9 protein-coding genes are annotated in these 10904 nt (G+C 71.2%); all 9 read left to right on the forward strand.

Translation table 11 applies throughout. The features are described from left to right. The first annotated feature begins 18 nt into the window (after positions 1-18). The 9 genes from ABZ321_RS51455 to metK all read left to right on the forward strand — a co-directional run bounded on the left by ABZ321_RS51455 (position 19) and on the right by metK (position 10885). Positions 19-1215 carry a dihydroorotase gene (locus tag ABZ321_RS51455; RefSeq protein WP_354903786.1) on the forward strand — a complete coding sequence of 399 codons (1197 nt, stop codon included), beginning with the start codon at positions 19-21 and terminating at the stop codon, positions 1213-1215. Continuing rightward, on the forward strand, positions 1212-2324 hold the full coding sequence (carA, locus tag ABZ321_RS51460; protein WP_354903748.1) for a glutamine-hydrolyzing carbamoyl-phosphate synthase small subunit: 1113 nt from the start codon (positions 1212-1214) through the stop codon (positions 2322-2324). Before ABZ321_RS51455 ends, carA begins: the two co-directional genes overlap by 4 nt. Continuing rightward, a complete protein-coding gene (gene carB, locus ABZ321_RS51465; protein ID WP_344503565.1) occupies positions 2317-5619 on the forward strand; it encodes a carbamoyl-phosphate synthase large subunit in 3303 nt (1100 codons plus the stop codon). Before carA ends, carB begins: the two co-directional genes overlap by 8 nt. Next, positions 5616-6617: a quinone-dependent dihydroorotate dehydrogenase gene (locus tag ABZ321_RS51470; protein WP_354903750.1), complete on the forward strand. Its 1002-nt coding sequence runs from the start codon at positions 5616-5618 to the stop codon at positions 6615-6617. Before carB ends, ABZ321_RS51470 begins: the two co-directional genes overlap by 4 nt. After that, positions 6614-7456, forward strand: coding sequence for an orotidine-5'-phosphate decarboxylase (pyrF, locus tag ABZ321_RS51475; protein WP_354903751.1), 843 nt, complete (start codon positions 6614-6616; stop codon positions 7454-7456). Before ABZ321_RS51470 ends, pyrF begins: the two co-directional genes overlap by 4 nt. 120 nt (positions 7457-7576) lie before the next feature. Next, a complete protein-coding gene (gene mihF, locus ABZ321_RS51480; protein ID WP_033356842.1) occupies positions 7577-7897 on the forward strand; it encodes an integration host factor, actinobacterial type in 321 nt (106 codons plus the stop codon). 167 nt (positions 7898-8064) lie between these two features. Continuing rightward, positions 8065-8331 (forward strand): DNA-directed RNA polymerase subunit omega, encoded by a 267-nt coding sequence (gene rpoZ, locus ABZ321_RS51485; RefSeq protein WP_033356843.1) that lies wholly within the window; start codon positions 8065-8067, stop codon positions 8329-8331. Positions 8332-8337: 6 nt separating this feature from the next. Continuing rightward, a complete protein-coding gene (coaBC, locus tag ABZ321_RS51490) occupies positions 8338-9567 on the forward strand; it encodes a bifunctional phosphopantothenoylcysteine decarboxylase/phosphopantothenate--cysteine ligase CoaBC (protein ID WP_354903753.1) in 1230 nt (409 codons plus the stop codon). Between the two features lie 124 nt (positions 9568-9691). Beyond that, entirely contained in the window at positions 9692-10885 is a 1194-nt protein-coding gene (gene metK, locus ABZ321_RS51495) for a methionine adenosyltransferase (protein WP_344503570.1), read from the forward strand. The last annotated feature ends 19 nt before the right edge of the window (positions 10886-10904 follow it).

The raw sequence follows: 10904 nt of genomic DNA on the forward strand, positions 1-10904 counted from the left end.
GACACCCAGCTGGGCGAGATCACCGTCGAAGACGGGGTCATTGTCCGCATAAATCCGGACAAAAAGGGTGGCAAGATCGCGCTTCCCGGGCTCGTGGACCTGCACACCCATCTGCGGGAGCCCGGGCGGGAGGACGCCGAGACGGTCGAGTCCGGGTCCAGGGCCGCCGCGCTCGGCGGGTACACGGCCGTGTGCGCGATGGCCAACACGTCACCGGTCGCCGACACGGCCGGCGTCGTCGAGCAGGTGTGGCGCCTGGGCCGCGAGGCGGGCCTCGTCGACGTGCAGCCGATCGGCGCCGTCACCGTCGGGCTGGGCGGCGAGCAGCTCGCCGAGCTCGGCGCGATGGCCGACTCCGCGGCGAAGGTCCGCGTGTTCTCCGACGACGGCCACTGCGTGCACGACCCGCGCCTGATGCGCCGGGCCCTCGAATACGTCAAGGCGTTCGACGGGGTCGTCGCCCAGCACGCCGAGGAGCCGCGGCTGACCACCGGCGCGCAGATGAACGAGGGCGAGGTCGCCGCCCGCCTGGGCATGACCGGCTGGCCGGCCGTCGCCGAGGAGGCGATCATCGCCCGGGACGTGCTCCTCGCCGGGCACGTCGGCGCCCGCCTGCACATCTGCCACGTGTCGACCGCCGGCAGCGTCGAGCTGATCCGCTGGGCGAAGTCCAAGGGCTGGCGGGTGACCGCCGAGGTGACGCCGCACCACCTGCTGCTCACTGAGGACCTCGCCGTCGACTACGACCCGGTGTACAAGGTGAACCCCCCGCTGCGGACCCAGGCCGACGTGCTCGCGCTGCGCAAGGGCCTGCAGGACGGCACGATCGACTGCGTCGCGACCGACCACGCCCCGCACAGCGTCGAGGACAAGGAGTGCGAGTGGGCGTACGCCAGGCCGGGGATGCTCGGCCTGGAGACCGCCCTGGCGATCGTCGTACAGACGATGGGGCCGCAGTGGGACAGGATCACGGACTGGATGTCCGTCGCGCCGGCGAAGATCGCCGGTCTCGCCGGGCACGGCCACGCCCTGCAGGTCGGTCAGGTCGCGAACATCGCGGTCTTCGATCCGGAGGTCCGGTGGACGGTCGACCCGACCGCCATGGCCAGCCGGTCACGCAACACCCCATACGCCGGGATGGAGCTGCGCGGTCGCGTCGAGGCGACCTACCTGCGCGGCGAGCCGACGGTGTTGAACGGAAAGGCGACTCGGTGAAGCGCAGAGCAGCATTGTTGGTACTGGAGGACGGCCGCACCTTCTGCGGCGAGGCCTTCGGCAGCATCGGGGAGACCTTCGGCGAGGCGGTGTTCAACACCGGCATGACCGGCTACCAGGAGACGCTGACCGACCCGTCCTACCACCGGCAGGTCGTCGTGCAGACCGCGCCGCAGATCGGCAACACCGGGATCAACGACGAGGACGACGAGTCGGGCCGCGTCTGGGTCGCCGGTTACGTGGTGCGCGACCCCGCCCGGTCCTACTCCAACTGGCGCGCCTCCGGCAGCCTCCAGGACCGGCTGGCGGTCGAGGGGATCGTCGGGATCAGCGGCGTCGACACCCGCGCCCTCACCCGCCACCTGCGCGAGCGCGGCGCGATGCGCGTCGGCGTCTCCAGCGTCGACGACGACCGCGACGGCGTCCTCGAGCGCGTCCGCCAGCAGCCCGAGATGCTCGGCGCGGACCTGTCCGCCGAGGTGAGCACGCCCGAGCGGTACACCGTGGAGGCCGAGGGCGAGCACCGCTTCACGGTGGCCGCGATCGACCTGGGCATCAAGCGCAACGTCCCGCGCCGGCTGGCCGCCCGCGGCGTGACCACCCACGTGCTGCCCGCCAGCACCACCCTGGAGGACATCCGCGCGCTGAACGCCGACGCGGTGTTCTTCTCGCCCGGCCCGGGCGACCCGGCCACCGCCGACGCCCCGGTCAGCCTGGCCAGGGAGGTCATGTCCGCGAGGATCCCGCTCTTCGGGATCTGCTTCGGCAGCCAGATCCTGGGCCGCGCGCTCGGGTTCGGCACGTACAAGCTGGGCTACGGCCACCGCGGGATCAACCAGCCCGTCCTGGACCGGACCACCGGCAAGGTCGAGGTGACCAGCCACAACCACGGCTTCGCCGTCGACGCGCCCCGCGAAGGGCGCACCAGCACCGAGTTCGGCGAGGTCGAGGTCAGCCACGTCTGCCTCAACGACGGGGTCGTCGAGGGCCTGCGCTGCCTCGACGTGCCGGCCTTCACCGTCCAGTACCACCCGGAGGCGGCAGCGGGGCCGCACGACGCGGACTACCTGTTCGACAGATTCGCGGAGTTGATGAAAACCAATGCCTAAGCGGACCGATCTCCGGCACGTCCTCGTCATCGGCTCCGGCCCGATCGTCATCGGCCAGGCGTGCGAGTTCGACTACTCCGGCACCCAGGCGTGCCGGGTGCTGCGCGCCGAGGGGCTGCGGGTCAGCCTCGTCAACTCCAACCCGGCCACCATCATGACCGACCCGGAGTTCGCCGACGCCACGTACGTCGAGCCGATCACCCCCGAGTTCGTCGAGCAGGTCATCGCCAAGGAGCGCCCCGACGCGCTGCTCGCCACGCTCGGCGGGCAGACCGCGCTCAACACCGCCGTCGCGCTGCACGAGGCGGGCGTGCTCGACAAGTACGGCGTCGAGCTCATCGGCGCCAACATCGACGCCATCCGGCGCGGCGAGGACCGGCAGCTGTTCAAGGACATCGTCGCCAAGGCCGGCGGCGAGACCCCGCGCAGCCGGGTGTGCCACTCGATGGACGAGGTCCGCGCGACCGTCGCCGAGCTCGGCCTGCCGGTCGTCATCCGGCCGTCGTTCACCATGGGCGGCCTCGGCTCCGGCATGGCGCACACCGACGCCGACCTCGAGCGGCTCGCCGGCGGCGGCCTCGTCGCCTCCCCGGTGCACGAGGTCCTCATCGAGGAGAGCGTGCTCGGCTGGAAGGAGTACGAGCTGGAGCTGATGCGCGACAAGCACGACAACGTGGTCGTCGTCTGCTCCATCGAGAACGTCGACGCGATGGGCGTGCACACCGGCGACTCCGTGACCGTCGCGCCGGCCATGACGCTCACCGACGTCGAGTACCAGCGGCTGCGCGACCTCGGCATCGCCGTGCTGCGCGAGGTCGGCGTCGACACCGGCGGCTGCAACATCCAGTTCGCGGTGCACCCGCAGACCGGCCGGCTGGTCGTCATCGAGATGAACCCGCGCGTCTCCCGCTCCAGCGCCCTGGCCAGCAAGGCGACCGGCTTCCCGATCGCGAAGATCGCCGCGAAGCTCGCCATCGGCTACACCCTGGACGAGATCCCCAACGACATCACCCTCAAGACGCCTGCGGCGTTCGAGCCCTCGCTCGACTACGTCGTGGTGAAGATCCCGCGGTTCGCGTTCGAGAAGTTCCCCGGCGCGGACGCGGAGCTGACCACGACCATGAAGTCGGTCGGCGAGGCCATGTCGATGGGCCGCACCTTCCAGGAGGCCCTGGGCAAGGCGATGCGGTCGATGGAGACCAAGGCCGCCGGCTTCTGGACCTACCCCGACAAGGCGGGCGTCGACCCGATCGAAGCGCTGAAGGTGCCGCACGACGGCCGGCTGTACACCGCCGAACGCGCGCTGCGGGAGGGGCACAGCGTCGCGGCCGTGTCCGAGGCGAGCGGCTTCGACCCGTGGTTCGTCGACCAGATCGCCGCGCTCGTCGACCTGCGCGCCGAGATCCTCAGCGCCGCCGTGCTCGACGAGCCGCTGCTGCGCACGGCGAAGCGGGCCGGCCTGTCCGACCGGCAGATCGCCGCGCTGCGGCCCGAGTTCGCCGGCGAGGACGGCGTGCGCAGCCTCCGCCAGCGGCTCGGCCTGCGGCCCGTCTACAAGACCGTCGACACCTGCGCCGCCGAGTTCGCGGCCGGCACCCCGTACCACTACAGCACCTACGAGGAGGAGACCGAGGTCGCCCCGTCGGACCGGCCCAAGGTCATCATCCTGGGCTCCGGGCCGAACCGGATCGGGCAGGGCATCGAGTTCGACTACTCGTGCGTGCACGCGGTCATGGCGCTGCGCGCCAAGGGCTTCGAGACCGTCATGGTCAACTGCAACCCGGAGACGGTGTCCACCGACTACGACACCGCGGACCGGCTGTACTTCGAGCCGCTCACGTTCGAGGACGTGCTGGAGGTCGTGCACGCCGAGGACGAGTCCGGCAAGGCGGCCGGCGGCCCCGGCGTCGTCGGCGTCGTCGTGCAGCTCGGCGGGCAGACCCCGCTCGGCCTCGCCCAGCAGCTCGCCGACGCGGGCGTGCCGATCGTCGGCACCTCGCCCGAGGCGATCGACCTGGCCGAGGACCGCGGCGCGTTCGGCAAGCTCCTCACCGGGGCCGGCCTGACCGCGCCGGCGCACGGCACCGCGACCAGCTTCGGCGAGGCCAAGCTCATCGCCGACGAGATCGGCTACCCGGTGCTGGTGCGGCCCTCGTACGTGCTGGGCGGCCGCGGCATGGAGATCGTCTACGACGAGCAGACCCTGCGTGGCTACATCGCCCGCGCCACCGAGATCTCCCCGGCGCACCCGGTGCTGGTCGACCGGTTCCTCGACGACGCCATCGAGATCGACGTCGACGCGCTGTGCGACAAGGACGGCGAGGTCTACGTCGGCGGGGTCATGGAGCACATCGAGGAGGCCGGCATCCACTCCGGCGACTCCTCCTGCGTCCTGCCGCCGATCACCCTCGCCGGGGTACACCTGGACGAGGTGCGGCGCTACACGGTCGCCCTCGCCCGTGGCATCGGCGTCCAGGGGCTGCTCAACGTCCAGTACGCGCTGAAGGACGACGTCCTGTACGTCCTGGAGGCCAACCCGCGCGCGTCGCGCACCGTGCCGTTCGTGTCGAAGGCGACGGCGGTGCCGCTGGCGAAGGCCGCGGCCCGCATCGCGCTCGGCGCCACGATCGCCGAGCTGCGCGCCGAGGGCCTGCTGCCCGCGACCGGTGACGGCGGGACCCCGCCGGATCACGCGCCGATCGCGGTCAAGGAGGCGGTGCTGCCGTTCAAGCGCTTCCGCACGATCGAGGGCAAGGGCGTGGACAACCTGCTCGGCCCGGAGATGAAGTCGACCGGCGAGGTCATGGGCATCGACACGTCCTTCGGCCACGCCTTCGCGAAGTCGCAGGCCGCCGCGTACGGGTCGCTGCCCACCACGGGCACGGTGCTGGTCACGGTCGCCAACCGGGACAAGCGCGGCATCGTGTTCCCGGTCAAGCGCCTCGCCGACCTCGGCTTCTCGATCGTCGCCACCGCCGGCACCGGGCAGGTGCTGCGCCGGTACGGGGTCGCCTGCGAGATCGTGCCGAAGCACTTCGAGGAGGGCGGCGGCCGCAACGCCGTGTCGATGATCGCCGGCGGCGAGGTCGCCCTGGTGATCAACACCCCGCAGGGCTCCAGCGGCCGGCAGGACGGCTACGAGATCCGCAGCGCGGCGGTCGTCGCCGACATCCCGTGCATCACCACGCTGCCGGGCGCGGCGGCCGCGGTCATGGGCGTCGAGGCGCTGCTGCGCGGCGAGATGACGGTCCGGCCGCTGCAGGAGCTGCACGCCGCCCTGCGCGGGCAGCAGTGACCTCCTCACCTGGGGGGTACGAACGGCTGGTCCGCCCGGTTCTGTTCCGTCTCGGCGGCGGTGACGCCGAGACGGTGCACGAGCGGACCCTGCACTGGCTGTCGCGGGTGCCGTCGACGAAGCGGGCCTACAGCCCGCCCGGTGCGCGCCGGACCGTGTTCGGGATCGACTTCCCGAACGCGGTCGGGCTCGCCGCCGGCATGGACAAGGACGGCCGGGCGCTGCGGGCCTGGCCGCGCCTCGGCTTCGGCTTCGTCGAGGTCGGCACCGTCACCTGGCACCCGCAGCCCGGCAACGACCGCCCCCGCCTGTTCCGGTTCCCTCCGCAGGAGGCGATCGTCAACCGGATGGGCTTCAACAACGGCGGCGCGCGGGCCCTCTCGGCGCGGCTGAAGGCTCTCGGGCCCCTGCCCGTGCCGCTGGGGATCAGCCTCGGCAAGTCGAAGGTGACGCCCCTGACCGGCGCCGTCGAGGACTACGTCAGCAGTTTCCGGCAGCTGTACGACCAGGGCGCGTACTTCGCGGTGAACGTCAGCTCACCGAACACCCCCGGGCTGCGGGAGCTGCAGGACAAGGCGCACCTGACGGCGCTGCTCGGCGCGCTGCACGCGGAGAACCGGGCGGGCAAGCCCGTGCTGGTGAAGGTCGCCCCCGACCTGACCGACGCGGCGCTCGGCGAGCTGCTCGACGTGTGCCTGGCCCAAGGCGTCGCCGGGCTGATCGCCACCAACACGACCGTCGCCCGGCCGGGCGTGACGACGACCGAGACCGGCGGGCTGAGCGGCCGCCCGCTCGCACCGCGGGCCCTGGAGGTCGTGCGCTTCGTCGCCAAGGAGAGCGGGCTGCCGGTCATCGGTGTGGGCGGGATCACCTCCGCCGACGACGTGACCCGCATGCTCGAGGCCGGGGCGTCGCTCGTGCAGCTCTACACCGGATTCATCTACCACGGCCCGCGCCTCGTGAAGCAGGCCGTCCACGCCACCAGGGAGCACGCGTGAGCGAACGGTTCGGAGCCCGGCTGAGGGCCGCCATGGACGCGCTGGGGCCGCTGTGCGTCGGGATCGACCCCCACCCCTCCCTCCTGACCGCCTGGGGCCTCTCCGACGATGTCAAGGGCCTGGAAGCGTTCAGTCGGACGGTGGGGGAGGCCCTGGCTGACCGGGTCGCGGTGATCAAGCCCCAGTCCGCCTTTTATGAGCGTTTCGGCTCCAGGGGCATAGCGGTGCTGGAGTCGACTATCCGACAGTTTGACTCGACCCGGACTCTTGTAGTTCTCGACGTCAAGCGGGGTGACATCGGCTCGACGGCCGCCGCGTACGCGGACGCGTACCTCGACCCGGCGTCCCCGCTGCGGGCCGACGCGATCACCGTCAGCCCGTTCCTCGGGGTCGGTTCGCTGCGCCCGATCTTCGACAAGGCGGCCGCGAACGGCCTCGGCGCGTTCGTCCTCGCGCTGACGTCGAATCCCGAGGGCGCGTCGGTCCAGCGGGCCGTCGGGGCCGGCGGAAGGACCGTCGCGCAGACCGTCGTCGACGAGATTGCGCAGCTCAACGCGGGTGTGGCGCCTCTCGGCGACGTCGGCGTCGTGATCGGCGCGACGCTCGGTGAGCACGGCCACGACCTGACGAACCTCAATGGACCGATCCTGGCTCCGGGCCTCGGTGCACAGGGCGGCAAGGCCGACGGACTGCGGGCCGCGTTCGGTGATCAAGCCCCTGACGTGCTGCCGTCGTACTCCCGGGAGATCCTCGGCGCGGGCCCGGACGTGGCCACGCTGCGTGCTGCCGCGGAGCGGGCGCGTGACGAATGCGCGGCCGCTCTGGCGGTCACCGCCTGATCATCAAGCCGCCACCGGCCGTCGATCATGCGATACCCACGTTGCCGAAATGGCTCGTGACCGCTAGTTTTCCCGGCGCTAGACCATCAACATTCTTTTCAAGGGACCTGAGGAGACCTGGTGCCGCTCCCGTCACTGAGCCCGGAACAGCGCGCGGCCGCTTTGGAAAAAGCGGCTGAGATTCGTAAGGCTCGCGCTGAGCTGAAGGAGCAACTGAAGCAGGGGAAGACCACCCTCGCTGCCGTGCTCGATCGTGCGGAGTCCGACGACGTCGTCGGCAAGCTTCGGGTTTCGGCCGTGCTGCAGGCAATGCCCGGCATCGGCAAGATCCGCGCGACGCAGATCATGGAGAAGCTGAAGATCGCCGACAGCCGCCGCCTCCGCGGCCTGGGCGACCAGCAGCGCAAGGCACTGCTCGGGGAGTTCGCCGGCGGCAAGTGACTGCCGCGTGGCCGGTCCCCCCGGACCAGTGTTGAGACCTCGGCGCGCCCGGACCCCCTGGGTCCGGGCGCGTTGTGTTTGCGCAGGCCTGGTGTGTTGCGTTCGCGCGACCCTGGTAAGGTTTACGGGTTCGCGAGCTGTCAATTGGAAAGTCGTGAGGTTGTTTCGTGGCCGGAACCGTGGCAGACCCCCAGGGCATCACCAACCCGCCGATCGACGAGCTGCTGGAGAAGACCACCTCGAAGTACGCCCTGGTGATCTTCGCGGCGAAGCGGGCCCGTCAGGTCAACGCCTACTACAGCCAGTTGGGTGAGGGTCTTCTCGAATACGTGGGTCCCCTGGTGGAGACCACGCCGCAGGAGAAGCCGCTCTCCATCGCGCTGCGCGAGATCAACAGCGGCCTGCTGACCGCCGAGCGCATCGAAGAGGTCTAGTCCGACATGCACGCCGAGGACGACGGAGCCGGTGACCGGCCGAGGGTCGTTCTCGGCGTCGCCGGTGGGATCGCCGCCTACAAGGCCTGCGAGCTGCTGCGGCTGCTGACCGAATCGGGGCACGACGTCCGGGTCGTGCCGACGGCGGCGGCGCTCACGTTCGTCGGCGAGGCCACCTGGGCCGCCCTGTCCGGCCGGCCGGTCAGCACCGACGTGTGGACCGGCGCCCACGAGGTCCCGCACGTCCGGCTCGGCCGCGAGGCCGACCTCGTCGTCGTCGCACCCGCCACCGCCGACCTTCTCGCGAAGGCCGCGCACGGGCTCGCCGACGACCTGCTCACCAACACGCTGCTCACCGCCCGGTGCCCGGTGCTCTTCGCGCCGGCGATGCACACCGAGATGTGGGAGCACCCCGCCACCCAGGCCAATGTCGCCACGCTCCGCTCCCGCGGCGTCGTGGTCCTGGAGCCCGACGTGGGTCGGCTCACGGGAGCCGACACCGGCAAGGGCCGGCTGCCCGCCCCGGCCGCGATCTTCGCCACCGCCCAGCGGCTCCTGCGCCGCGGCGGCCTCGCCGCCGACCTGGCCGGACGGCACGTGGTCGTCACCGCCGGCGGCACCCGCGAGCCCATCGACCCGGTCCGCTTCATCGGCAACCGCTCCTCCGGCAAGCAGGGCTACGCGATCGCGCGGGCCGCCGTCGCCCGGGGCGCGCGGGTCACCCTCATCTCGGCCAACGTGGCGCTGACCGACCCGGCCGGCGCCGACCTGGTCCGGGTCGAGACGACCGAGCAGCTGCGGGTCGCCACCCTGGACGCGGCCGCGAAGGCCGACGCCGTGGTCATGGCGGCCGCGCCGGCCGACTTCCGGCCAGCGGTCTTCGCCCCCGGCAAGATCAAGAAGGTGGACGGGACCGCGCCCACCCTGGAGCTCGTGACCAACCCCGACATCGCCGCGGAGCTCGGCGCGGCGAAGCCGGAGGGGCAGGTGCTCGTCGCGTTCGCCGCCGAGACCGCCGCGATCGAGCAGGCCGTCGCGAACGGTCACGAAAAGCTGCTCCGCAAGCGCGCGGACCTGATCGTCGTGAATGAGGTCGGGGTCGGCAAGACCTTCGGCGCGGAGCACAACCAGGCGGTCATCCTCGGCGCCGACGGGACCCGTTCGGCCCTGCCCGAACTGTCCAAAGACGACCTTGCCGATAGGATTTTAGATCTCGTACTCGACCGTTTGCCCTGATCATCCCGGTCCCACGACGATGTGACGGCCCGGAGTCCACCATGCCTTTGTCGGTTCTCGAGGGCCAAGTCGTACACTGCTGCGAAGCCAACCAAACCGACGCCGTAACCCCTGAGGAGCACCATTGGCCCGCCGCCTGTTCACGTCAGAGTCGGTCACCGAAGGTCACCCCGACAAGATTGCCGATCAGATCAGTGACGGCATCCTCGACGCGCTCCTCACGCAGGACGCCCGCAGCCGGGTCGCCGTCGAGACGCTCATCACCACCGGCCAGGTCCACGTCGCCGGTGAGGTGACCACCAGCGCCTACGCCGACATCGCGAAGATCGTCCGCGAGACGATCCTCGGCATCGGCTACGACTCTTCGAAGAAGGGCTTCGACGGCGCCTCCTGCGGCGTCAGCGTGTCGATCGGCGCCCAGTCGCCCGACATCGCCCAGGGCGTCGACTCCGCGATCGAGGTCCGCGAGGGCTCCGGCAGCGACAACCTCGACCTGCAGGGCGCCGGCGACCAGGGCATGATGTTCGGCTTCGCGTGCAGCGAGACGCCCGAGCTCATGCCGCTGCCGATCGCGCTCGCGCACCGGCTCGCGCGCCGCCTCTCCGCGGTCCGTAAGGACGGCACGATCCCCTACCTGCGGCCCGACGGCAAGACGCAGGTCACGATCGAATACGACGGTCTGCGTCCGGTCCGGCTGCACACGGTCGTCGTCTCCAGCCAGCACGCGCCCGACATCTCGCTCGAGTCGCTGCTGACCCCCGACGTGCGCGAGCACGTCATCGCCCCCGAGCTCGAGGGCCTGGGCCTGGAGACCGACGGCTACCGGCTGCTGGTCAACCCGACCGGCCGCTTCGAGATCGGCGGCCCGATGGGCGACGCCGGCCTCACCGGCCGCAAGATCATCGTCGACACCTACGGCGGCTACGCCCGCCACGGTGGCGGCGCGTTCTCCGGCAAGGACCCGTCGAAGGTCGACCGCTCCGCGGCGTACGCCACCCGCTGGGTCGCGAAGAACGTCGTGGCCGCCGGCCTGGCCGAGCGCTGCGAGGTCCAGGTCGCCTACGCGATCGGCAAGGCGCACCCCGTCTCGCTGTTCGTGGAGACCTTCGGCACCGAGGTCGTGCCGGTCGAGCGGATCGAGAAGGCCATCAACGAGGTCTTCGACCTGCGCCCGGCCGCGATCATCCGCGACCTCGACCTGCTCAAGCCGGTCTACCAGCAGACCGCGGCCTACGGTCACTTCGGCCGCGAGCTGCCCGGCTTCACGTGGGAGCAGGCGAGCCGCACGGCCGAGCTGAAGTCCGCCGCCGGCGCCTGATCCACACTTCGACGTTGGC

The organism is Dactylosporangium sp. NPDC006015 (genome assembly GCF_040614215.1).
In the GTDB taxonomy this organism is placed as follows: Bacteria; Actinomycetota; Actinomycetes; order Mycobacteriales; family Micromonosporaceae; genus Dactylosporangium; species Dactylosporangium maewongense.